This window comes from Candidatus Pelagibacter sp. uisw_138 (genome assembly GCF_059512485.2).
Window position 1 is genome coordinate 1219748 of sequence record NZ_CM183453.2, and the last position, 23624, is coordinate 1243371.

25 protein-coding genes are annotated in these 23624 nt (G+C 31.3%); 1 reads left to right on the forward strand and 24 read right to left on the reverse strand.

From position 1 onward, the window contains the following. Position 1: 1 nt before the first annotated feature. The 20 genes from AC5YGC_RS06550 to AC5YGC_RS06645 form a co-directional block, all read right to left on the reverse strand. Positions 2-535: a prepilin-type N-terminal cleavage/methylation domain-containing protein gene (locus AC5YGC_RS06550; RefSeq protein WP_496139417.1), complete on the reverse strand. Its 534-nt coding sequence runs from the start codon at positions 533-535 to the stop codon at positions 2-4. Next, on the reverse strand, positions 501-1058 hold the full coding sequence (locus AC5YGC_RS06555) for a prepilin-type N-terminal cleavage/methylation domain-containing protein (protein ID WP_496139418.1): 558 nt from the start codon (positions 1056-1058) through the stop codon (positions 501-503). The genes AC5YGC_RS06550 and AC5YGC_RS06555 overlap by 35 nt, the downstream gene beginning before the upstream one ends. Beyond that, entirely contained in the window at positions 1059-1577 is a 519-nt protein-coding gene (locus AC5YGC_RS06560) for a prepilin-type N-terminal cleavage/methylation domain-containing protein (protein ID WP_496139419.1), read from the reverse strand. It abuts the gene before it with no gap. Next, the gene (locus AC5YGC_RS06565) at positions 1574-1747 is read right to left on the reverse strand and encodes a hypothetical protein (protein WP_496139420.1); all 174 of its coding nucleotides are present in this window, start codon (positions 1745-1747) and stop codon (positions 1574-1576) included. The genes AC5YGC_RS06560 and AC5YGC_RS06565 overlap by 4 nt, the downstream gene beginning before the upstream one ends. 2 nt (positions 1748-1749) lie before the next feature. Continuing rightward, on the reverse strand, positions 1750-2136 hold the full coding sequence (locus AC5YGC_RS06570) for a prepilin-type N-terminal cleavage/methylation domain-containing protein (RefSeq protein WP_496139421.1): 387 nt from the start codon (positions 2134-2136) through the stop codon (positions 1750-1752). 19 nt (positions 2137-2155) lie between these two features. Further along, positions 2156-2593 carry a prepilin-type N-terminal cleavage/methylation domain-containing protein gene (locus AC5YGC_RS06575; RefSeq protein WP_496139422.1) on the reverse strand — a complete coding sequence of 146 codons (438 nt, stop codon included), beginning with the start codon at positions 2591-2593 and terminating at the stop codon, positions 2156-2158. An 82-nt stretch (positions 2594-2675) separates the two neighbouring features. Beyond that, entirely contained in the window at positions 2676-3908 is a 1233-nt protein-coding gene (locus AC5YGC_RS06580) for a type II secretion system F family protein (protein ID WP_496139423.1), read from the reverse strand. Further along, positions 3908-5608, reverse strand: a complete 1701-nt coding sequence (locus tag AC5YGC_RS06585; RefSeq protein ID WP_496139424.1) for an ATPase, T2SS/T4P/T4SS family — start codon at positions 5606-5608, stop codon at positions 3908-3910. The genes AC5YGC_RS06580 and AC5YGC_RS06585 overlap by 1 nt, the downstream gene beginning before the upstream one ends. 1 nt (position 5609) lies before the next feature. After that, positions 5610-7163, reverse strand: coding sequence for a type IV pilus secretin PilQ (gene pilQ, locus AC5YGC_RS06590; RefSeq protein WP_496139425.1), 1554 nt, complete (start codon positions 7161-7163; stop codon positions 5610-5612). A 3-nt stretch (positions 7164-7166) separates the two neighbouring features. Then, positions 7167-7592: a hypothetical protein gene (locus tag AC5YGC_RS06595; protein WP_496139426.1), complete on the reverse strand. Its 426-nt coding sequence runs from the start codon at positions 7590-7592 to the stop codon at positions 7167-7169. Next, positions 7579-8274, reverse strand: coding sequence for a pilus assembly protein PilO (locus AC5YGC_RS06600; RefSeq protein WP_496139427.1), 696 nt, complete (start codon positions 8272-8274; stop codon positions 7579-7581). Before AC5YGC_RS06600 ends, AC5YGC_RS06595 begins: the two co-directional genes overlap by 14 nt. Continuing rightward, on the reverse strand, positions 8274-10343 hold the full coding sequence (gene pilM, locus AC5YGC_RS06605; RefSeq protein WP_496139428.1) for a pilus assembly protein PilM: 2070 nt from the start codon (positions 10341-10343) through the stop codon (positions 8274-8276). The genes AC5YGC_RS06600 and pilM overlap by 1 nt, the downstream gene beginning before the upstream one ends. Before the next feature lie 524 nt (positions 10344-10867). Further along, positions 10868-14764 carry a PilC/PilY family type IV pilus protein gene (locus tag AC5YGC_RS06610; protein WP_496139429.1) on the reverse strand — a complete coding sequence of 1299 codons (3897 nt, stop codon included), beginning with the start codon at positions 14762-14764 and terminating at the stop codon, positions 10868-10870. After that, positions 14743-15267, reverse strand: coding sequence for a hypothetical protein (locus AC5YGC_RS06615; protein ID WP_496139430.1), 525 nt, complete (start codon positions 15265-15267; stop codon positions 14743-14745). The genes AC5YGC_RS06610 and AC5YGC_RS06615 overlap by 22 nt, the downstream gene beginning before the upstream one ends. Next, complete coding sequence (locus AC5YGC_RS06620) at positions 15267-15830, reverse strand: PilX N-terminal domain-containing pilus assembly protein (protein WP_496139431.1); 564 nt, start codon at positions 15828-15830, stop codon at positions 15267-15269. The genes AC5YGC_RS06615 and AC5YGC_RS06620 overlap by 1 nt, the downstream gene beginning before the upstream one ends. Then, entirely contained in the window at positions 15827-16702 is an 876-nt protein-coding gene (locus AC5YGC_RS06625; protein ID WP_496139432.1) for a prepilin-type N-terminal cleavage/methylation domain-containing protein, read from the reverse strand. Before AC5YGC_RS06625 ends, AC5YGC_RS06620 begins: the two co-directional genes overlap by 4 nt. Then, positions 16699-17157: a prepilin-type N-terminal cleavage/methylation domain-containing protein gene (locus AC5YGC_RS06630; protein ID WP_502314014.1), complete on the reverse strand. Its 459-nt coding sequence runs from the start codon at positions 17155-17157 to the stop codon at positions 16699-16701. The genes AC5YGC_RS06625 and AC5YGC_RS06630 overlap by 4 nt, the downstream gene beginning before the upstream one ends. Further along, on the reverse strand, positions 17150-17869 hold the full coding sequence (locus tag AC5YGC_RS06635; protein ID WP_496139434.1) for a prepilin-type N-terminal cleavage/methylation domain-containing protein: 720 nt from the start codon (positions 17867-17869) through the stop codon (positions 17150-17152). The genes AC5YGC_RS06630 and AC5YGC_RS06635 overlap by 8 nt, the downstream gene beginning before the upstream one ends. After that, positions 17832-18434 carry a prepilin-type N-terminal cleavage/methylation domain-containing protein gene (locus AC5YGC_RS06640; RefSeq protein ID WP_496139435.1) on the reverse strand — a complete coding sequence of 201 codons (603 nt, stop codon included), beginning with the start codon at positions 18432-18434 and terminating at the stop codon, positions 17832-17834. Before AC5YGC_RS06640 ends, AC5YGC_RS06635 begins: the two co-directional genes overlap by 38 nt. Then, complete coding sequence (locus AC5YGC_RS06645; RefSeq protein WP_496139436.1) at positions 18415-19425, reverse strand: PilT/PilU family type 4a pilus ATPase; 1011 nt, start codon at positions 19423-19425, stop codon at positions 18415-18417. The genes AC5YGC_RS06640 and AC5YGC_RS06645 overlap by 20 nt, the downstream gene beginning before the upstream one ends. 91 nt (positions 19426-19516) lie before the next feature. Here AC5YGC_RS06645 and AC5YGC_RS06650 point away from each other — a divergent pair, with 91 nt between their 5' ends. Continuing rightward, positions 19517-19888 (forward strand): hypothetical protein, encoded by a 372-nt coding sequence (locus tag AC5YGC_RS06650; RefSeq protein ID WP_496139437.1) that lies wholly within the window; start codon positions 19517-19519, stop codon positions 19886-19888. Positions 19889-19890: 2 nt separating this feature from the next. Here AC5YGC_RS06650 and AC5YGC_RS06655 read toward each other — a convergent pair whose 3' ends face one another. From AC5YGC_RS06655 to odhB, 4 genes are all read right to left on the reverse strand, one after another. Next, positions 19891-20670: a prepilin peptidase gene (locus tag AC5YGC_RS06655; RefSeq protein ID WP_496139438.1), complete on the reverse strand. Its 780-nt coding sequence runs from the start codon at positions 20668-20670 to the stop codon at positions 19891-19893. Next, a complete protein-coding gene (locus AC5YGC_RS06660) occupies positions 20667-20876 on the reverse strand; it encodes a hypothetical protein (protein ID WP_415286315.1) in 210 nt (69 codons plus the stop codon). The genes AC5YGC_RS06655 and AC5YGC_RS06660 overlap by 4 nt, the downstream gene beginning before the upstream one ends. A gap of 68 nt (positions 20877-20944) precedes the next feature. Further along, a complete protein-coding gene (gene lpdA / locus AC5YGC_RS06665) occupies positions 20945-22345 on the reverse strand; it encodes a dihydrolipoyl dehydrogenase (protein WP_496139439.1) in 1401 nt (466 codons plus the stop codon). Further along, positions 22346-23623 carry a 2-oxoglutarate dehydrogenase complex dihydrolipoyllysine-residue succinyltransferase gene (gene odhB / locus AC5YGC_RS06670; RefSeq protein WP_496139440.1) on the reverse strand — a complete coding sequence of 426 codons (1278 nt, stop codon included), beginning with the start codon at positions 23621-23623 and terminating at the stop codon, positions 22346-22348. Position 23624 lies beyond the last annotated feature (1 nt).

Genomic DNA, 23624 nt, shown 5'->3' on the forward strand with positions numbered 1-23624 from the left:
TTTATGAAACTGGAAACTGAATACTGGTCTCAATACAAGAAGCATCTCCTGTATTTGACCAAATAAGAAATTGACCTTTGTTATTTCCATAAAAGCTAGTTTTACCTTTTGTGGAAGAACATCCATTATTCCATTCAGGATTAGTATTTGGATTATTTTGATCATATGGATTCTTAAAATTTTTATCATATCCATACTCTGCCATAAAATGATATCGGATATGATTGTAACCTAAATCCATTACTAAGCTCCAGCCATTATTATAATAGCAATTTTTCTCATCAGTTGATCCTTTATTTCTCCAACTTTTATAAGTGATCTTTCCATCGATTTCACACTCTGTAGCTTTTAGAACAAACCACTTTTCAATATTCTTGTGATTTTGTTTAACAATATTTTTTTTAGCAGCACCCGTATACCCATTATAAGCAACCACACCTACTGCAGCTAAAATACCAATGATGGCTACTACGACTAGGAGTTCTATTAGAGTGAAGGCTTTACGGTCCTGCACTTTTCCACTTATTTTTTGCATTAGTATTAACTTGTGTCCAAGTATTTTTACAACCAGTGCTTACTTGTGTCCAAGTATTTTTAGCATTAGTTTTAATTGGCGTCCAAATAGTTCCTATATTTGTTGAGGTAATTTTTTGAGTTTTAGGGGAATACATATTAAGAGAATAATTACCTTTTGAAGGTGTTGTTATTGACACCGTACCAAGAGTACAAGGATTTGAGCTGATTGCTGATGATTTAGTAGAATAAGGATTTCTCATATTCATACCTGTATTAATAAAACTACCAATCAATGATGTAGCTGGCGCATTACTATTACTACAACTATGACTACTAAAAACTATATTTGCACTATCAAGTTCACATTTCATAAATTCAATCATGAGTGATTTATTTATGTTTCTAAAATTTATTTCAGTAGTCTTTTCTTTAGCACTTTTAGTATACCCATTGTAAGCAACCACACCTACAGCTGCTAATATCCCAATGATGGCTACAACAACTAAAAGCTCTATTAGGGTGAAGGCTCTATTTTTTGCCATTTATAAAACTAATTTATATTTTGAACTTAAAGCGCTTCCAGTTTTTTCAACGCAACTATCAACATATAATGTAACCACATTGTTCACCCAACCCATTGCAACATGATGGACACCTTGTTCGTTAAGACCACCCCATCCTTGTGGTTGAGATCCACTTGAAACACATGTTCCTTGATATCGTCCACCATGCGTTGCTGGTACACTTGAGCTATATGCATTTTCTATTATGGAGCCAAAATATGAACTCATGGCACTTGTTACTTTTCCATAATTATTCGTTAATGTAAAAATGTCTGAGCAATTGAGTTTATTATCTAAAAGCCCTAATGATGAGTCAACTTCACACATTTGAATTTGACTTACCATAGTATTTAAAATTATTTTATGATTAGCTTTAGTAACAGCTTTTTTAGCAGCACCCGTATACCCATTATAAGCAACTACACCTACAGCTGCTAATATGCCAATGATGGCTACAACAACTAAAAGCTCTATTAGGGTGAAACCATTTCGTTTCATAGATTGTTAATAAATATTAAAACTTTTGATGTAATTTTTACAAAAAGATACATAACAATAATAGAGCCAACAACTGCTAACCAAATATTAATTTTATAAAGAAATAAAATTACACACAATGCTACTCCAAAAGCGACGTTGTAATAAATAAATTTAAATAATTTAGGCATAACTAACAGCTATTACTTACATTTGCTTTTTTATTAGTTTCAGTGATTGTAATTGTACAACTTGAATTGGTTTTTTTAGTAGCAATAATACTTAAGGTATTAGCATTTGTTGTTTTAAAGGAATATGCTTGTTCTGACAAATCATCTATACCATCAAATAAGTTGGTAACTATATTTGATGTTGAGGCATTATAATAATACTCTCCATTATTAGATTTATATTCTTGTTCAGCTAAGTAGATTGAGTTTAAGGTAATCTCAGCTTGTTTTTGTTCAGCTGAAGTTTTGTATCCACTATAAGAAACAACACCTACTGCTGAAAGAATTCCAATAATAGCAACCACAACCAAGAGTTCTATTAAAGTAAACCCTCGGCTGTATTGCCTCATTTTGAAAATATTATTTATGTTAATCTACTTGTATTGTTGCTTCTTGTTTGTCAGCTGTTGCACAACCTGTTTTATTACAAGATTTAACTATAACATTTGTTCCACTCGAAGATAAACTGATCTGCCCAACCACATATGAAGTTGAGCTTATAACTGCATTATTTGAAGTTGAGTATGGATTTTTATCCTTTAAGGTAGCAACCGCACCATTCATGGCTTTTACAGTAGTAGCAGGACATGCCTGACTACCAACAAACGTACTTTCACCTAAGCTACACTTTTGTATCTCAGCTGAAATGTACTTAACTGTTTGTGCATGGATCGTTTTCGTTGCAGAAACTTTTGCAGCTCCTGTATAACCGTTATAAGCAACAACACCTACTGCTGCTAAAATTCCTATAATTGCTACAACAACTAGCAATTCAATTAGTGTAAAACCTTTATTTAATTTTTTCATAATTTTTTTTTCCTACTGTTAATATCTATAAAAAGTATAACTTGTATAAAACTTAAAAAAATTACCGAATTTTGGTAGTAATTTATCCAATAATGGCGCCAACATTAAATATTGGGGCATACATAGCTAGCATTAGGCCACCAATAGTAATTCCCATAAATACAATCATTATAGGCTCAATTAAACTTGCAAGGTTAGCAACTGCTACATCAAACTCTTCTTCATAGTATATCGCAATAGAGCCAAACATTTCATCTAAACTACCTGTTTGTTCACCCACTGATATTAATTGGCTAAAGGTCGTTGGAAATATTTTTTCTTTATTAAATAAGTCCGTTAAGCTTTCACCTGAAAAAACTCCCTTTTTAATATTTTCTAAAGCCTCTACTACAATTACATTGTCCGTAACTGATTTTGCAATATCTATACTTTCAATTAAATCTACCCCTGCTTGATTAAGATTTCCTAAAACCAAAGATACTTTTGCTAAAATAGACTTTTGAATTAAATTTCCAAAAATTGGAAGTTTTAATGTAACACGGTGCCAATTTTTTCTAACTTCGTAATTTTTTTTAATCAAAAATTTAAAACCAACTACAAAAGAAATTATAAACACAAGAAGAAAAAATCCACCAGAAGAACGAACAAATTCACTCATAGCCATAATAACAGCTGTTGGTGTTGGTAAATCATCTGCCATACCCATACCCTCATACATATTTACAAAAGTTGGCACTACATTCATTAACATAAAAACTGTAACTAATATTGCAACTGAAAATAAAACACCTGGGTAGAATAAAGCACTTTTAATTTGTGATTTAATCTTTTCTCTTTTCTCTAAATTAATCACTATTTTCTGTAAAAAAGTATCAAGCTTACCACTAGCTTCTCCTGCTTTAATTAAATTAACAACCACTGTATCAAAAATTTTTGTATGTTTTTCAAAACATTTTGATAATGCATTTCCAGATTCTAAATCTTTTTTAATAGTTTCAATAATTTTCTTCATAGGAGGTCTTGATGTTTGTGCTGCTAGCATTTCTAAAGTATTCAATACTGGCAATCCTGCTCTAAGCATAGTTGCAAACTGTTTACAGAAAATTAAAATTTCTTGTGGCTTTATTCCCGTACCAAAACTAAAAGAAGTTTTTTCTTTTTTAGTAACAACTTTCTTTTTTTTAGCTTCTTTTAATCTTGTAATGATAACTTTTTGTTCTTTGAGTTTGTGTGCTGCTTCTGCATTATTTAAAGCTTCAATTTCACCCTCAACATATTTACCAAGAGATATTCCTTTATATTCAAAATTTAACATTAGCTAGATTGTAGAACTCTTTCGTATTCTGCAAAAGAAAGGTCGCCACTTAACAACATGTCTTGTCCCATATCTTGCATAGTTCTAAAGCCATTTTTTTTTGCTATGGCGTTTAATTCATTTTGTTGAAGGTTAGATAAAATTCCAGCCTTTAACTCACTTTCGATTTCTAAAATTTCATAAATTCCCATTCTTCCTTTGTAACCAGAACCGCTACATTCATCACAGCCGTTGCCCTTATAAATTTTAGCTCTTGCTGATTGTTCTGGTAAAAAACCTATAGAATTTAAGAGTTTTGGCGTGATATTTTCATCAATAATACGGCAATCTAAACATGTTTTTCGCGCTAAACGTTGAGCCATAATCAATGTTAATGCTGCAGATATTAGGTAGTTTGGAGTTCCCATATTCAATAAACGTGTAATAGAACTTGGGGCATCATTTGTGTGAAGGGTACTAAATACTAAGTGACCTGTTAAGGCTGCCTTTAATGCAATATCAACTGTTGCTTTATCTCTAATCTCTCCAACTAAAATTACCTCTGGGTCTTGACGTAAAAAAGATCTTAAAGCCTCTTCAAAAGTATACCCAATGGATTCTTTTATTTGAACTTGCCCTATTCCTTCCATTTCATATTCAACCGGATCTTCAGCAGTTAAGATATTCATCCCTGGTTTATTAATATGCTTTAAAACACTATATAAAGTGGTTGTCTTACCACTACCCGTTGGTCCAGTAACTAACACCATTCCCTGAGGTGAGCTAACGGCTTTAATCAATTTTTTTAAATCTTTCTCTTCAAAACCAAGTTCGCTTAAAGCTTTATCACCCGCATCTTTATTTAAGATACGCATTACAACACGTTCTTTATTTTTGGTTGGCAAAAGTGAAACCCTTAAATCAATCTCTTTTGTCTCAGATTTAAATGTTGAGGCACCATCTTGGGGAACTCTTCTCTCAGCTATATCAAGCTTACTAATTATTTTAACCCTTGCAATAACTGCATCATAATTTTCATGCAAAAACTTTGAATACTTATCCATTACTTTTAAGATGCCATCTACTCTAAATCTTGTTTGTGCACTGTCTCTGAAGCATTCAATGTGAATATCACTAGCACCTAAATTGATAGCTTCAGTAATTAACTTATTTCCAAAATTTATTACTTCTGATCCAACTTCAATAATTTCATCTATATCTTTTTCAAGTTTTTCTACTTTTACGTTTTTGTCAGATATTTTTTGTATAGTATTTTTATTCAATCTTTCAACAAAATTACTAATATCACTTATAGATGCCGCATATAGTTCTGGCTCCAATTGTGTCATTGTTTTTAAATTTTTCATTAATCCCAATTTTGATGCATCTGCTATAGCTATTTTTAAAATGCCATTCCTCATTTCAAAAGGCACTAACAAATTGTCTTGGATGTACCTTGCATCAATAATTTTTTTGATCTTAGGATCTATTACAGTTTTTTTTAAATCTATAATTGGTAAAGAATAACTTGCTGATAAAAGTTTTAATATCTTGTCTTCATCTGCAAAATTTAATTCAAAAGCAGTTTCTAATTTTGATTTTCCTATTTCACCACTTGTTGAATTAATTTTAGATATTTGCTCAGAGGAAATAATGGAACCCTCCATTAACATATTTAGAATGTTTTGTTCACTTGTAGAATCTAGTTTGATTTTACCCATCTTAATCAATTACCCTTGGGGCAATAAAGATTAGTAATTCTACCAACTCGTCACTATTATTTTTACTTTTAAATAGATTGCCAATTACTGGTACTTTGCTAACTCCTGGCGTTTTACTATTCACATTACTAGTTGTGTTCTTTTTAATGCCACCAATTACCACAATATCTCCATCACTTACTAAAAGTTTTGTGACAATTGAATTTGTTTTAATTCCTGGCTCATCTGAGCCTGCAACTTCTACTGGGGAGTCGTTATTGACTTTTATATCTAATAAGACATTGCCATCCCCTATTATGCTGGGTGTAACTGTTAATGATAATGCGGCCTCTTTAAATGCGGTAGTGGTTGTTCCGTCTGCCGTTGTTTGGTAAGCAATCTGAGTTCCTTGAGTGATAGTTGCTTCCTGGTTATTTAATGTAAACACACTTGGTTGAGAAAGCGTTTTACTTAACCCTAACGACTCTAATGCTTCAATCTCAATCTTTAATGCTCTTGCTCCAATTTGTCTAAGTATTCCAATTCCACTTGTCCCTGAAATACCCTGGTTTGAGATAGTTCCCGCTGCAGCTCCCAAAGTTATTCCAGCAGAAGTTGTTGCAGCATTTCCTCCAGACGTTATTCCAGAAATAGTAGTGGTACCTTTACTACCCCTTTCACTTACACTCATTGCACCTACTCTTGCCCCTAATGCTTTAGCAAAAGTTGATGATGCATCAATTATAAATGCTTCAATTAAAACTTGTTTGGTCTTTACATCTATCTCTCTAATTACTGCATCAATAGTATCAAGATCTGGTTCATGTCCTCTAACAATTATTGATCTAGTGGTATCTTCAACTGTAATTGAAAGGTTAGACATCGTATTTGCTCCTTCTGCACCTTGCGTTGCAAATAAAGCTTCTAATGTAGTTTTTGCCTGCGTTGGACTAATATAATATAATCTAAATATCTCAGCTAAAATTGGTTCAACTGATTCTTCAAGTGCTATCTTTTTCTTTAACACTTCTGCTCTAGCAGATTTTGCTGTTTCTTGTGCCGTTAGTTTTTCTGGTGTATGAACTCTTATTATACCATTAACCACATCGACATCAGCAACTAACGTCTTCATATCTAATAAAGTTTGAAAAGCAATATCCCAACCTACATTTTCGATTTTAGCATTTACCGTACCATTTACTTCATCTCCAACTAAAATATTTATATCTGCAATATCAGCCATTAATGACATCACATATTTAAAATCTAAACCTTGAAAATTAATATTAATCATTTGTTTAAGGTTAGTGTATTCATCTGAAATATTGACGTAATTTTTAACATTTTCAGTTGTTATTGTTTTACGTTTATCTGCTCTTGGTATGCTTGTATCGTATGGCTTAGGACCATCTTTAATTTTCTTGTCCATTTCTGCACGACCACCAACAATAATTTTAGCTGTATCGATTAAAGGTTTATCTCCATGAACTGATGTTGGTTTTTTTGCTGTAGTTGCACAAGATTGCAATAAAACAATAAATAATAGTGATAATAAAATTCTAAAATATTTTTTCATTTCTTATCCTTCACTTGGTTTAATTATGTTGTTCATATAAACTTCAAATTTGTTATTTTCTTCATCTTGGACGATGACAACATCATTAAAAATTTCTATTATTATCGTTGTTGTATTTGCAATTTCTTGATCCTCTTCATATTTGTATGCACCCCCATCAGGTGATGAAAAAACTGCAATTTTTTTATTTTTACCCAGAATTGTTCCCACTAACCTCATATTATTTAAGAAACCATTGTTTGTGCTTACTGAATCGCCTGTTTCCACAACTTGATTTGTAGAGCCTAACCCTCCTGCAAAAGGATCTATTGCTGGTAACTCTTCATCATCTATAGCGCTTACCTCTGCTGCTTTTAAGTTTATAAGTTGAAATTGACACAGCAATAATGTCATTAGAAAAATTAATAATTTTTTATTATTTGTATTCACTTGGTAACCCCACTATTGAAATTGTTCCTTTTGATAAAATCTGCCCTTGTATTTCTGCAATGATAGTAATTTCTTCTTTGTCAAAATTAATAACTTTTTGTGATTTAGATAATGCTCTTCTAAATTTGAGGTAACTTAAAAAATTTCCTTGGATTTCGTAGTCAACTGGAATTGAGTAATACAATTCTTTTTGTCCTTCAGAATTTTCAGTGGTGTTTGTGTTTTGATCTGAATTATTTTCAGTTGTTTGTCCTGTATTTTGAGTCTGCGGGTCTCCAGCAACTGCTTTTGGTTCACCTTTTTTTAGGTTTGTAATAGATAGACCGTTGATTAGTGCAAATTTACTAATGTTTTGATAAAGATCCTCAACCTCTTTTTTGCTATGAAATAATTTACTATTTTTTTCATATTCAGGTTCTAAATTTTTAACTGCACCTTTTAGTGTTGCAATATTATTTCTAAATTCCTCTATTTTGATTTTATTTTCATTCATTATATTAATTTGCTCTACTTGCGCTTGAACAATTGGAGAGACAAAAGCATAATAGCCAATTAAAAAAATTAGTATTGCAACAAATCCACCACCAAATTTTATTAATATTTTTTTATCTGAAAAACCGCCACTCTTTAGTTTTTGAATTATATCATTTAAATCTATATTTTTTAAATTTGCTAGATCCATTAAATTATTTTTAATTTACAATTGATTGTAAATCCCTTTTTGTTATTGTTTCCAGAATTTGTCTCACCTGTTTGATTTTTCATAGCAGCTAAAGATGCTTGCTCAATTAAAGATTTAGAATTTAGATTTGAGATAAAATTTAAAATATCTTGATCAGAGAAAGCCACCCCTTCAATAATTAAACTAGCATTCCCATCAAAAGTCATTTTAGTAAATTGAACTCTTTGAGGAACACTTCTCGTTACTTGTGCTAGTGATCTATAAGACCGTGCTTGGTTTGAATTAACTAATTTTCCAAGATCTAAAGCTTGTTGCATTTTTCTTCTTTCTTTAGCAAGAAGAGAAAAGTCTTTATTCAATTTATCAAATTCTAATTGTACTTGATCAAATTCTAATAATTTTTCTTTATTGTTGCTAATTTGGAAAAATGAAAAAACGGTTAAGATTAAATAAATACCTGCAATAGCACCCACTGCTCCTTTAAATGCAAAACCAGATAAAAACTTTAATTTATTTTGCTGACGTACAGCATCCCTGTTGGGTAGTAAGTTTATATTTTTAACTGCCGTTACAAATTTGTAATAACCAAACACATCTAATTTCCGATAAGCTAAACCAAGAACTGATGCTAAAGGTGACTTATTATCATTATTGAATTTTTCACTATTATAAGAAGGTATTCCAACATTTTGCAAAGGATCAAAATTTATAAAGCCAGTAGTTGGTAAATTTTTCTTAAATGCAGGTAATAAAAATGAAATATTTTTTAAACTTGAAACTACCTGAATTGATGTAATTTTATTTTCATATTTACTCTCATAGTCTGTAATTGCTTGCTTAACTTGCATTGCGTATCTTCGAACAACAGCATCAGCTTCAGTTGGAACTTGATCACTTGTCACTTCTAATAAGTGTTGTTTTTCTTGAGGTCTTAAAAAAATATCTGTGATGACTGGAATATTATTATGAATAATCATAATATAATTTTCATCTATGCCAAGCTCTAATATTGCTGAATTTCCTTTATCAGTAATTGATTTATATTTTGTATTATCGTGTGCATTTTTTAAAGTGAAGCAACGGACATCCATAATAACAGGATTGAGACCAGCTTTTTTTGCAATAGCAGAATAAGCATTTACATCTGCCAACTTTGAAGCAACAAATAAAATTTCCATCGTATTATTTTTTGAATTTCTATTTATAATTTGATGAAAAATTGAATAGTCGTTTAGATTATCAGTTAGTTGCACTAAATTATCCCACAATGAATCTGTCTCAATTGCTTTTTGCAACTCGTCATCAGACATCAACGGGCTAGTAACCACTCTAATAATTGCACTCGTAACTGGAATAGATAATGCAACATTTTTTGTAGTAATTTTTGCATTAGCCATAGCTAATTCAATTTCTTCAGACAAATAATCTTTATGCTCTAATAAATTTTCACTTATTTTTTCTTGATCTAATGATCGATAAGAAAACTTATCTAATATCCACTTGTCTTCTTTATCTTGAGAAACTTGTGCAACTCTCACAGCTTCCCTCGTCATATCTAGACCTGCTATCTCTTCTCCATCAATACTTAATTTTTTAACTTTTGATTGAAAGAAATTTTTAAAAACTGCTTTAAGTTTATTTTCTTTATTTTTTTTAGAAGGCTCACCAGGAGTTGGCGTTGCATCTTTTGATTTAGAAAATTTTATATTTTTTAATTTGTCTAACATACTTAATTTTAAACCTTCTTTAGGTTTTTCTTCGACAATTTCTTTTTCAGTTGATATTGTTTCTTGTGGTTGCTCTAAATTAATTTCTGAAGTATTTTCTGGTTGATCTACAGTCTGTTCACTATTGTTTTCTTCAACCCTATCTTCTAATTGTAATTCATCAAACCATTTCTCTAAAATAGGAATTGCTTCTTCTAAATTAGCTGTTCCAGATGAGCTTACTTTTTGTTTTCCATTAATAAATGTTCTTCCAACATAATTATGTGACTTTAGTTCGCCTTTATATTTATCTTGGCGTACATAAATATGTAATCTTCCATTTTTTTTATGAATTTTTTCCATGAAGTCTAATTTTTACAAATTTTCACTCAATTAATGAAAACTCTAACACAAAACACCCCTTCTAAAACTACCGAAGAACAACACCAATTAATTTGAGAAATAAAAACTACCAAAAAACAATTATATGTTTTTTAAGAACTATCTAAAAAATACTATTTAAAATTGGTACCAATATTTATTTTTATTATTTTTTATCAATTAAGACTTAAAATATTTTAAAACTCATAAATTATTTTGTTAAACATATTATTTTTGTGTTAGAGAAGCATTTTTTTGTGTTAGAAAATATGATTTCAAAATTAAGTAAAAACTAGCTATTGATGTGCTTAATTTGTAACAATATACTTGTGTTAGAGTTAATTAGCTTTGTGTTAGAGTTAATTAGCTTTGTGAGAGACTAAATTTTTTTTGTGTTATAATTTTTAATATTTAGGGTGATTTATAAAATTACTGGTAAATATAGCTTTTTGTAAGGTACTAATATTTTGTGTTAGAGTAGTAAAATTAAGTTAAATTTTTTATATTTAATAGTTCTCTTTCCAGCTTTCTAACTGAACTGCTGCAGATGATGCTTTTGCCTTAGATTTACCAGTAATTAGGTTATCTTTTGAAGTAAAGCCTGCAATATTGTTATTAGCATCTCCACCTAGGCCAATATATAGATTATCTCCTTGTTTTACTACTTTTGAGAGAACTCCTTTACCCATATTAACATTTAATACTGAGTTTCCACATGTAGTGTTAAATGCCATTAATATAGCACTTCCAATGCCACATTTGTTGTTTGCAGGACTTGGCTCATATATTGGAAAATATACCCTATCTTTATCAACAGTAGGTTCTGCTGTCAGTTTTTGAGATTTTTGAAGGTTAACATACCAACCAAGATCCGTTCCACCTGGACAAGTGGGTGCTGTTTGGCACATTGAAACGTTACCCGTGGGGCTAACTTTAACAAAGTTTGGAAAGTTCTTATCTTTTATTCCATAAACTCTATTTTGTACTTGTGAAGATTGTGTTTGAAGCTTTTGAGTGTTTCCAGTTCCAAAATATAACCATAAATTATTATCAGCATTAATTGTAACTTCTGGTCTTGTATAAATATATCTTCCATTTGCAGAAGTTGCCTCTGCAGTAAATAATGTAGTTTGATGCACCTCTTTATCAGATGCAACTGGGCGTACAATTGAATTGTAGGTAGAGCTATTTTGATCTGTATCCATGACAAAATTTTCAGTTAAATTAATCTTGGTTACTTTTCCCTCTAAGTCCGTAGCATAAATCAATGCACCATTATAATTTGCTTTATTAGTGCCATCTGCAGTGATCACACTCAAGTCTGCAGGTAAAGAATTAACTATATCGTTTAATTGTCTTCTAAAGAAAATTGATCCACTATCAGGTTTAGGAGGACCTCCATACCTTGTATTTGGCCAAGGCTCATCAAAAGTTATATATTCTACACAGTCATTATCTGTTCCTACACCATTTGTGATAGCTGTTGATCCAGTGTTCTTAGAGTAAGTTATTGTGTAACCAACTGGAGGTGTAAGTTCAAGTGTCATAGTTTCACCTTTTGAAGAGTCAAAACATACTCCATAACCACCATTATAACCGTATTCTTTCCAACTAGTATTATTATTAGTTAAACGACTAGTTCTTTTAAAAAGGTTAGGTGTTGACCAACTATAAGATTGTGCGGCTGTGTCTTCTATATCAATTACTTTTAATAATCGTCCCTCATCCTCTAAGTCCATTACAAATACTGCAGAACCAACATTAGGATTAACGGCACCATTATATCCTCCACCAAATACTGCAACCCATTTATCTTTACCATCAACTTTAATTCTAATTATTCTAGGTGTTGACCACGTCTCACCTAATTTTCTATAATCATATTTTGCGTCAATACTTCCTCCTGCATAACCAAAATCATTTTTCATTCTATTAGATCCCCAATGCTGGATAGCCTTATTAGTATCATCATTATGTATTGCAAAAAGATGTGTTGGGCTATTTGGGTCTGTAATATCAACTGCATATAAACCTTTGCCACCCGCTCCAAGTCCTCCTAATAATATTGTTCGCCATCTTGGATTAGTTGTTCCATCGTTTGGAGTGTCATCAAAGTAGATATCTTTAACAACAGGAGAGCCATCAATACCATAAATAGCATTTGTTGAATTAGCTTTACTTGACGGGATCTTTTCGAGGTTCCCTAAAACATTTGGTGGAATATATCCCCATAACTCTTCACCATTTGAGGCATCAAATGCATGGAGGATACCATTGTTAGCCCCTGCATAAATAGTTTCTTTACGATTAGCACAAGGACCTCCACAAGTAGAACCACTTTTAAAATTATTATAATTATTTTGAGATCTATAATAAGAATCTTTCTTCTGTGAGTTAATTGAACCATCATCTGTTGCAGGTGCCTCTGGTTTTCCAACTATAATTAAATCAGAATGATAAATATCTGCAAGTTTATGGATAGATTCAGTTTTATTACCATCGCCATCTTGATCATAAGTATCTACCCCTCTTATAAAATTAATTAAATTTTCAACTTCTGTATCTGTTGGTGCTTGACTTGGAAACATTCTTGATTTTAAAGAGTCTCTATTAGCTGTTGTAAAATTATTAATACTTGTACTAATTTCTGGTGTCCATATGTTTCTAGATGAGGCACTTTTAGCATTTAATTTATCAGCAGCATCCCATTGAACTGCCCCAAAGCTACCATTAGTATTTAATTTATATTTTTTTAAACTACCTTTCCATTGCATATCTTTTGCATACTCAAATGTAGATTGGTATATAAAATTATTTCTACTTACATCAGACATCACAGCGGGTGTGGTAAATGTTAATCTGCCAGAGATAGCCTGTTTAATGGCATCAGTTAATTTTGCCAACAACTCTGTTTCATTATTTGCATATAGTGGCTTAACAGTTCCACCTGCAGTAGCGAGTGTACTATAGTTTGAGCTTGCTCCACTTAAAGCAAAACCTACTGCAAAAGTTTTTATATCATAAGCTGATCTAATTTGGTTGGTGATGCTTATAACTGAACTATGGCTACCCCAGGCACCGTCACTGATAACAATTAAAAAATTTAAAGAACAGGTTAAATTCCAATCTGGAACTTGTCCACTGGTAAAGTAATTTCTAGCAGTGTTCATTGCATGTCGTAAATCTGTTGTATACCCTGTGGCACTAACACCATCTACATTTGCATAAATTTGTTTTGCACCATTATCTGATATCTTAACTCTAATTCTTGTGTCAGATGATCTGGTTGTTGACCATTCCATTAAGCCAAAGTTAGCTCCCGCTGTTAAATTAGTATCAGAAACTATTTTTTTAATTACTTTTTTTGCAGCTGATAAACGAGTACCTGATCCACCTCCATATGTTGCTGTTTCACTTAAGCTCGTATCGTATTGTCTAACTGCATGATTAGAATAATCTGCAACGTAAATTTTATCATTACTATCTATATGCATTCCGTAAGGGTTTCTAAATCCAGAGGTAGTAGAGTTTCTGCCAACTTTAGCCTGATAAACTAAACTAGAGTTAAACTTTTGAAGTCTATTGCCATAAAGATCTAATGCATAGATATTGCCACTACTATCGTAAGCTGCATCAGTTGGTCTTTGAAAATAACCGTTTGAAGATGAATAACTTGAACTTGATCTTTGTTGCAAGGACAAACTAACGGCTGATCTGGTACTACTATAGTTGCTTATACTATACTCATATAGTTGATTTCTTGAGTAGTCTGCAATAATCAATCTATTTCCTCCATTATTAAGTGACATACCCCAAGCGTAACGCAAACCAGAAGAATAACCTGTGTCAATAGTATTTGAAGCATTTAACCTATGTCTATGAACTGCACTAATGTATCTTCCATGACCACTCCAACTCGTATAGCCAACGTATACAAAAGCACTATGTGCGGCTATTGCGTGTGGATAATTATATATAGTACTTTCTTTAGCAATACATTGTCCCGTTAAACTCATTCTTATTGTGCTATGATTATAAGTGTCTGCTAAATAAATTTCATCATTGTAGATATCAAACTGTCTTGCATACCTCCATTGATTACATCCGTATCCATGACTACCAAAACTTCTTAAGTATTTTCCAGAACTATCAAACACTTTGATTCTACTATTGTGATATTCCAATACATAAACATTACCCGAACTATCTGTTGCTGTATCCAAAGGATAATAAACTTGTACCGATGCATACAGTTTTGTGCTCATGCTTCCTGAGTTATCCAACATAATTAAAATATTGGCTGGGATATTTGAGGTTCCTGTTCCAGGGGGTGGATTTTTAGCTTCTGCTTGAAAGCTAAATACCAAAAGTAAACTAATAATTATTTTTGAGAGTCTAACCATTCACCTACTTTTGCGTTGTATTCAGCCATTGTATTGGCATAAAGTTTATTAGTGATTTCTATAACCTCAGCATGTCCGTCATGAATATCTGTTTTAATATATTCAATAGTATCATTACCAATTTCCCATTGATAATTTCCACGCCACATTAATTTTGGTAAGCCTTCTGGTAAATTAAATTTACCATAGTTGTTCATTGCAAAATCCATCAACTTTGTGTCTTGCATATTAGGTCTATAGAGTTGAATTTGAGATAATTTGTTTTCTATATAAAGATAAATTAGCATTGTCCCATCAAATGATTTGTCATTTTTACATACGTCTATTATGGGGAAAAGCAAACTTTCCCCACCAAATTGATCTGGCATTGAAATGGGTTGTGGTCCTTCAAGTTTTACATTTTCTTTAGGATCACCAAAGTTAGAAATTTTAAAGTTGCATGCTAATGCGTTTGCTTGCGCTAGTAGAAAAAATCCAAATAAATAAACTATAAATCTATTCATTAATTGACCAAGGTTACCACGGCTTCTAAAGGAACTATAATGTTACTTTGAGAGCTGCATTTATCTTTAGTTTCATTACAACCACATGAATAAATCGTGTACAGCGTGTTATTCGTACCTGATTTTATCTTAGCTGATGAGTTGTAACCATTTTGATCTGGGCTATAGGCTATAAAATATTCAAAACTAAATTTACCCAGTCTTGTTGCTTCATCCCCTGATGCACTAATTACTTCGTTAAGTGATTTCTTATCAAAATGAAACCCTGTTGAAGTTCTTAAATTAGGAAAAAAAGATGCCTTACAGAATTTTAGATTTCCATCTAAATTACTTTGGGAACCATTAAATGTACTTGTATTATCTACCATATATTTCTTAGCAACTGATATTCCACTTTCTGCTGCATAAAATACTTGTTGATTTGAGTCTTTGTAACTATTTGCTTTATGTTCATTTGAGGAAATTGTAACTAATGTCATTCCCATAATTGTCATCACCACTAAAAGTAATAATACCAATGGAAGAGCAAATCCTTTTTTATTATTTATAAATTTAGGTTTCATTTATTATAAGTTGATGTTTGTCCAATGCTTTCACCTGTTGTTTCAGCTATCGCAATAGGCTTTGCTAGATTTCTAGTATGTACACTGACAAAAAAAGTTTCTCGATAATATTTATCAGCCGGAACATTTATGTTACTTCCATACGGAGCTTCACCGTTAATAATTTTAGTTATTTTAGCCTTACCATAAACTTCTTTTGGTGATCTTAATGTCAAATAAACATCTACTGTATGAACTTTTTTCATATTTTCTTTACTTTTAGTCTGCCCCCCATATGAGTTTTCATAATTGCTACAAGAAGTGCATACTGGAAATAAAACGTTTCCATCTTTATCTTTTGGTATAATTTGAAAATCTTCAATGTAAGGAACCAGCACTTCATCATCCACTGGCATATTATAATTCCTAGTCCAAGCACCACATCCTGACCTTGAATGACCAACTGGATTGATATTAACAACTCTCTTTAAGTACCAATCAGAACTATTCTGATGTTTTGTTACAAAATATTGTATTCTTATTCTCTCTTTAGCTGAGATTGAATAAAATACTGTTAAACCATCGGCTTGACCATAATATCCGTTTGTTCTTCCTTTTTGACCAATCCCTATATAATCATACTGAGATTCTCTTAATCCTTCACAATTATAATTTGCAAAATCTACATGATGGTATCCTGTATTTCTAAGGTCCCTTGCTAACATGGCTAAAGCTTCTCGCGCAGAACTATTAATAGCTGCTTTCTGTGTAATAGATTGATGAGTTTTATTAAAATAATTATAAGAGGCGAATGCAGCCAGAATACTGATTGCTCCAATTACAATTGATACTAAAATTTCTGCAAGAGTAAAACCAGAATTCTTTTTTATCATTTAAATACTACTCCTAAATATTTTTTTCTTTTTCCCTTGCCTGTAAAAAAATTAAGTCGACCAGAAGTATTACCATTACCTATAAACGTTTTCTTTGTATCACCTGACACACAGGTCGGTTTTTTATCTTTATTGTCAATCTTTAAAAAATTCTTTTCTGAAAGTTTGTCTCTCCATTTATTTTTTTTTTTCTGATGAAGATTAGAGGTGCTTGTATTTGAATAAGTACATGAAGTTTGATTAAAGCCACCATAACCAGAGGCGTTATCTGGGTCACCAATCATATCCTCCATTACCATTTCAGATAAAAAATTAAGTTTATTTTTTTCAGTTGCTCGGTCCATTGAATTAATTGAAAAAGCTGAAAGCTGCATGATTGCTATAAATCCAATACCAATTATTACCACACAAACCATCGACTCTATTAATGAAATTCCTCTATTTGCTTTAACCATCTATTTTTATCCAACTATTCTTATTTTTATTTTTTTTATAAACTTTCATGTTTGTATTTTTGCTTATCGTTATTTTGTACATATGGTCAAGGTTGGCATTATATTTACATGAGTATTGGGTTGAGTTTGATTTTGAACAGAAGATAAAGATATCTACTGTTTTTCCTGTTTCTGAGTCTCTTTCTGTTTTTCTTAACCTCATATAGCTAATTGAATTATCTTTTGTTAAGCAAAGCACAGTATTAGAGGGATTATGTGCTGCATTTGGATAAACATGAACATTGCTATCATTGTTTGAGACACTTAATTTTAATGTTTCTAAGCTTTGATTCCTTACGAATCCAGATTGCATTGTGCCATAAGTGCATTGGTTGTTTCTTTTAAAGCTACTATTGCTCGAAATACTTCTGTAAGTATTAATAAAATTTACTTTACTCATTGTGTAAACTTCTAGGTTTGGCTTTAAACTTAATTGTATCATTCCATATTTATCATTAATTACTTCTAATTTTCTTTCTTTAATAAAAGTAACAACGTCATAAACTTCCTTTTTTACATTACGATCGTTGATCCAGTTTGAGATATTAGGATAAGCAAATACTGCAAATACACCCATAACTGCAAGGACAACTAGAAGTTCAATTATTGTAAAAGCTTTAATTTTTTTTTTTTCATTACCAAATCTTACCTGCGCAATTGAAATAAAATTCATTGTTTGGAAGTTTTGATACAACTAGAAGCCAAGTATTAAAGCCTTTATTTGAACATGCATTAACACTTACAGCGCGAGACCCTAAGCTCTCATAAGTAATACATGTTTCACCAGGAAGCATATTTTTTGCATCTCCTAATGAAGGGCATGAAGGATTAAATCCTTGTGAGTTTCGGTGTTTAACCTTTGAAGAAACTGGATTTTTAAATCGCACATCAGGATTCATTTGAAAGTAATACTTAAATACATTAAACATTTTACTTACGACGTCCCAATCTCCATTCCATGATCCCCAATTAGAATTACATACTGCTGTTTTTTTATATATCCTGCCCCATTCTTCAAAACTAAGTGATAATTGATCAGAATAATTAACACATTGAATAGATGTCTCAGTTTTAATGAAATTATAAATTTCATTATTTTGTGCTTTAATAACTCTTGTTTGAGCAATGCTTGTATATTTACTATAAGCAACCACTCCTACCGCAGCGAGGATTCCAATGATTGCAACAACCACTAAAAGTTCTATTAAAGTAAAACCCTTAACTATTTTTTTCGGCACTTGAAATAACTCCTCTGCCAACTAAATCTTCAATTGATTTATCCATGGTCATCATGCCTTCTCGTTGGCCTGTTTGCATAACACTTGGAATTTGATGAATTTTTGCTTCACGAATTAAATTCTTGATAGGAGCATTACAAACCATAACTTCAAACGCACCTACTCTTCCCGTTCCATCTTTTTTCTTAAATAATTTTTGGGTGACAACCATATTTAACGATTCTGCTAGTTGTGCTCTAATTTGTCCTTGTTGTTCAGGTGGGAAAACATCAATAATTCTATTTACAGTATTAGGTGCTCCACTTGTATGCAGGGTTCCAAAAACTAAGTGACCTGTTTCAGCTGCAGTTAAAGCCATACCAATAGTTTCAAGATCTCTTAACTCACCCACAAGAATAACATCTGGATCTTCTCTTAACGCAGCTTTCAATGCATGAGTAAAACTTTCAGTTTGCTTTCCAACTTCTCTTTGAGAAACTATACTTTTTTTATCTTTGTGGATAAATTCTACAGGATCTTCAATGGTTATAATGTTTGATGGTCTAGACTCGTTTATTTGATTAATGATTGCTGCAAGTGTTGTTGATTTTCCTGAACCTGTTGGTCCTGTAACTAACACCAACCCTTTATGAGCATCTAATAAACTAAATAATATTTGAGGAAGATTTAAATCTTCCATTAATGGAATTTTAGTCTCAACTCTTCTTAATACGGCAGCAAGCCCATTTAAAGTTTTATAAAAATTAGCTCTAAATCTTAAGTCTCCTAAAATAACCGCAGTATCTAATTCATTTTTAGTTTCAAATTTTTTTATTTCTTCTTCTGCACAATTATTTTTTAAAAGATCCGTTAAGTCTTTATCGGTAATTTTACTATCAGGTACGATTACGATATCTCCCATAAGTCTATAGGATATGTCCGAACCCCCTCTTAGATGAAAATCTGATATATTCTTATTTTCTTTTGCTAAAACATTAACTTTATCTATCATTGTTAGATGTTAACCCTTTAAATCGAACAAAAAAACTGTTGAAATTTGGTATGTTATTTTGTTACCAGTACTATACGGTAAAGATCGCCGTATGATTGATAAAGATGCAGAATATAAAACAGAAAAATATCTTAAAGAGTTTTATAATTTAAGTAATACGACAGATATAAAAGGTTTCTACTATGAGACCAGATTGCACTCTGTAATAGTTTTAGAAATTTCCCTAGCAAGTTTTAATGAAAATCATCCTGTAAGTTTTGAATATCTCTGTGAAACCATTCCAAAGAAATTAGGGAAAAGAACAACCATACAAACTATTTTAAACGAAGGTTTAAGAAAAGGTTATTTTTTAAAGACATTAAATGAAAAAGATAAAAGAATAAAATTTTATACTCTAGAAAAAAATTCGCTTGAAATTATAAATCAATGGTGGACTGATCGAAAAGAATTTTCGAATCAATAATCTTAAGCTTTCAAAACCAAATTATATAAAAACTCTCCATATAAAAAGTATGTTAAGCTACCTAAAATAATGTGTGGCCCAAAAGGTATTTGGGATTTAAGGTTTATTTTTTTATTAACCAAAGAAGGTGTAACATAAAGTAATCCTAGTATTGAAGCAGCAAAGAGCACAAAAGGTACTGCTTGCCAACCAAATAATAGGCCTATACCTGCCATCAACTTAGCATCCCCTAAGCCCATGCCTTCAATTTTTTTTATTACTTTATAAATATAAATAATAGTCCAAATAGAAAGGTAACCGATCATTCCTCCAATAATTGATTGATTAATATCATAAATAAAACTTGCATTAATATTCGGTAAAAAGTTTTTTGATATTGCTAAAAACATTAGAGTAAAGCTTAAGCTATCTGGAATAATGAAATGTTCTAAATCAATAAAAAATATAATTAAGTATAATATAAATAATAAGCTCAAAAAAACAATTGAAGTATAATTGCTATAACTTAAAAAAATTAATACAAAACCAGCCCCACAAATACCCTCTACTATAGAATATTTTAATGAAATACTTTTATGACATTTTCTACATTTACCACTTAATAATAAATAAGAAATTAATGGTATATTATCAAACCATTGTATTTTTTTTTTACATTTAGGGCAAAAAGATCGTCCAGTTATTGTTTGTTTATTTCTTGGTAATCGGAAAATACAAACATTTGCAAAACTTCCCAAACAAATTCCAATAAAAAAAACTAAAATTAAATTAAAAACAATCAAGATTTAAATATATTTTTTATTGCTTCAGGTTTCCAAATAAATACAAATAAATATGGGGCTAATGCTGGAACGATACCAAACCAGATCCATTCATCTAATCTAAAACTTTTGTCACCTCTTGCATATAAACCATTGGCCCAAACTAAATAACCCACAACTATTATCCAAACTAGAGAAATTGTTAGATATATTTTTGAATACTTCATAAAGATAAATTATCACTACGCACTAATGATTATCAATATTTTTAAAGGTGTTAAAATTTGGTAGTACTCTAAGAGTGGATTGCTCTTTTATCTACTGATAACGCTGCTTCTTTTACAGCTTCAGAAAATGTTGGGTGTGCATGACATGTTCTTGCAATATCTTCAGCACTAGCACCAAACTCCATTGCAACTCCAATTTCTCCAATTAATTCACCTGCATGAGGTCCAATAATATGTGCTCCTAGAACTCTATCTGTTTTTTCATCAGCTAGAATTTTAACAAAGCCTTCTGCTTCATCAATTGCTTTAGCTCTTGAGTTTGCCATAAACGAAAATTTACCAATTTTGTATTTTATATTTGCTTCTTTTAATTGCTCTTCAGTTTTTCCAACTGAAGCAACTTCTGGAGTTGTATAAACAACACCTGGAATAATATCATAATTTACATGCCCTGATTGTCCTGCTATATTTTCTGCAACTGCAATACCTTCATCTTCAGCTTTGTGCGCTAACATTGGTCCATCTATTACATCACCAATTGCATAAACATTACTTACATTTGTTTGAAAGCTTTTATTTGTTATAATTCTTTTCTTTTCATCCAATTCAACACCAATTACTTCTAAATTTAAATTGTTAGTGTTAGGTTTTCTGCCAACAGATATAAGAACAACATCACAATCAAAATTGATTTTTTTTCCATTTTTGTCAGACGTTGAAACACTAGCTCCATTGGTATTTTTAGTAATTCCCTCTACTTTAGTTTGCATGTGGAAGTTAATTCCTTGTTTCTTTAAAATTTTCATAAATTCTGAGGATATTTCTCTATCCATTCCTGGCGTAATATGATCAAGAAATTCTACCACATGAACTTCGGAGCCTAATCTAGACCAAACAGATCCCATCTCTAATCCTATATAACCTCCACCAACTACAACCATTTTTTTTGGAACCGATTGCAGAGTTAATGCACCTGTTGAAGATACAATTATTTTTTCATCAAATTTCATTCCTGGCAATTCTACTGGCATAGATCCTGTGCTAATTACCGTTTTATCTGCTTCAATTATAGTTTCTTTTTTTTGATCATCTAATATTGAGATTTTATTTGCAGATTTAAAGCTTCCAGTGCCTTTAAAATAAGTGACTTTATTTTTCTTAAATAAAAATTCTACACCTTTAGTCAATATTGTTACTGCTTTATCCTTATTTTGCATCATTTTTTGAAGATTAAGTTTTACCTCACCTACTTCTATGCCAAGTTTAGAAAAATTTTGTGCCTTATGATAATTTTCAGAAATATTTAATAAATTTTTAGAAGGTATGCACCCAACATTTAAACAAGTTCCACCTAATGAACCTCTTGATTCTATACATGCTGTTTTAAGTCCCAATTGTGCCAATCTTATTGCACAGACATAACCTCCTGGACCACCACCTATTACAACTGCTTGAAATTTATCTGACATTTAAATATTTAAAAATAACCTTCTTGGATCCTCTAAGTTTTCTTTGACCATTTTTAAGAACGATACTGACTCTTTTCCATCTATAATTCTGTGATCATAAGACAAGGCTAGATACATAATAGGTCTAATTTTAATCTCACCATCAATTACCATTGGTCTCTCAACTATATTGTGCATACCTAACACACCAGATTGAGGTAAATTTAATATTGGAGTAGATAACATTGAGCCATAAACTCCACCATTACTAATTGTAAAGGTTCCACCTTGAAGGTCTTCTATGGTTATTTTTCCATCTCTAGCTTTTTCAGAAATAGTTTTAATATTTTTTTCGATATCAGCAAATGATAATTGATCAGCATCTCTTAATACTGGTACTACTAATCCCTTTTCAGTTCCTACTGCAAAACTTATATTATAATAGTTTTTATAAATAATTTCATCTCCATCAATTTCAGCATTAACTGATGGATACATTTTTAGTGCAGCAACACATGCTTTTACAAAAAATGACATAAACCCTAATTTAATTCCATACCTACTTTGAAAATCTTCCTGGTTCGTTTTTCTCATTTCCATTATGCCAGTCATATCAACTTCATTAAAGGTTGTTAATAATGCTGCATTTTCTTGTGCTTGTTTTAATCTTTTTGCAATTGTCTGTCTAAGCCTAGACATTTTAATTCTCTCTTCTTGACCATATTTAATTTTTCTTTCTGATGGCTGTGGGTTTTCTCCCATCATGCTAATTAGGTCACCTTTAAGAATTCTACCCTCTTTACCAGAGCCACTAACATTTTTTAAATCAATTTTATTTTCGACTACAATTTTTCTTACAGCTGGTGAAAGTATTTCATTATTTTTATTTGAAGTGTCAGTTTTCTCTTCTTTAACCTCATTGGTTAATATTAAAGGTTCTTCCTCTTCAGGTTCTTTAAAAACTTTAGGAGCTTCTTTTTTAATTTCTAAATTAACTACATTATTTTCTGTTTTTTTAGGTTCAATTTTTGTAATTATTTTTTTTTCAGATGGTTGAGTTCCATTTTGACTTATCGTACCAAGAAGAGCTCCTACTTCTACGGTTTCACCATCTTTTGAATTTATTTCAGATAAAACTCCATCTATGGGAGACGGAACTTCTAAATTAACTTTATCAGTTTCTAATTCTACAATTGCCTCATCTGCTTCAACTGTATCACCCTCTTTCTTAAGCCACTTAGCAACTGTCGCCTCAGTAATACTTTCTCCCAGAACTGGTACTAAAATTTTTTCACTCATT